At 71.9% G+C, this 498-nt stretch carries 1 protein-coding gene; it reads left to right on the forward strand.

Going from position 1 to position 498, the window contains the following annotated elements; genetic code table 11:
* Window positions 1-498, forward strand: a 498-nt coding sequence (locus IMZ11_RS43800; protein ID WP_228649628.1) for an SAM-dependent methyltransferase, incomplete at both ends; no start/stop codon positions are given.

The following is a 498-nucleotide window of genomic DNA, read 5'->3' on the forward strand; positions in this document are numbered from 1 at the left end:
ACGTGGTGCGCCTGGTCGCCGGTGACCCGCTGTCGGTGGACGCGGTCATCACCGAGATCGGTGCCCTGGCCAAGAGCCACGTGAATTTCGAGATCGTTCCGGGGCTGCCCGCCACCAGCGCGGTGCCCACCTACGCGGGCCTGCCGCTGGGGTCTTCGCACACTGTGGCCGATGTCCGCGGTGACGTGGACTGGGCGGCGCTGGCCGCTGCGCCCGGGCCGCTGATCCTGCACGCAACCGCGTCGCACCTGCCCGATGCCGCCCGCACCCTGATCGAGCAGGGGCTGGTCGACAGCACCCCGGCGGTGGTGACCGCGAGCGGTACCACCTGCCAGCAGCGGTCCGTGGAGACCACGCTCGGCGGGCTGCTCGACAAGGGTGTCCTGGAGAAGCCGGCCGGAAGCGAGCTGGCAGGGCCGCTGACCGGTCCGCTGGTCGTCACCATCGGCAAGACCGTGGCCAACCGCGCCAAGCTGAACTGGTGGGAGAGCCGCGCCC

The organism is Microtetraspora sp. AC03309 (genome assembly GCF_020826795.1).
Taxonomy (GTDB): Bacteria; Actinomycetota; Actinomycetes; order Streptosporangiales; family Streptosporangiaceae; genus Microtetraspora; species Microtetraspora glauca.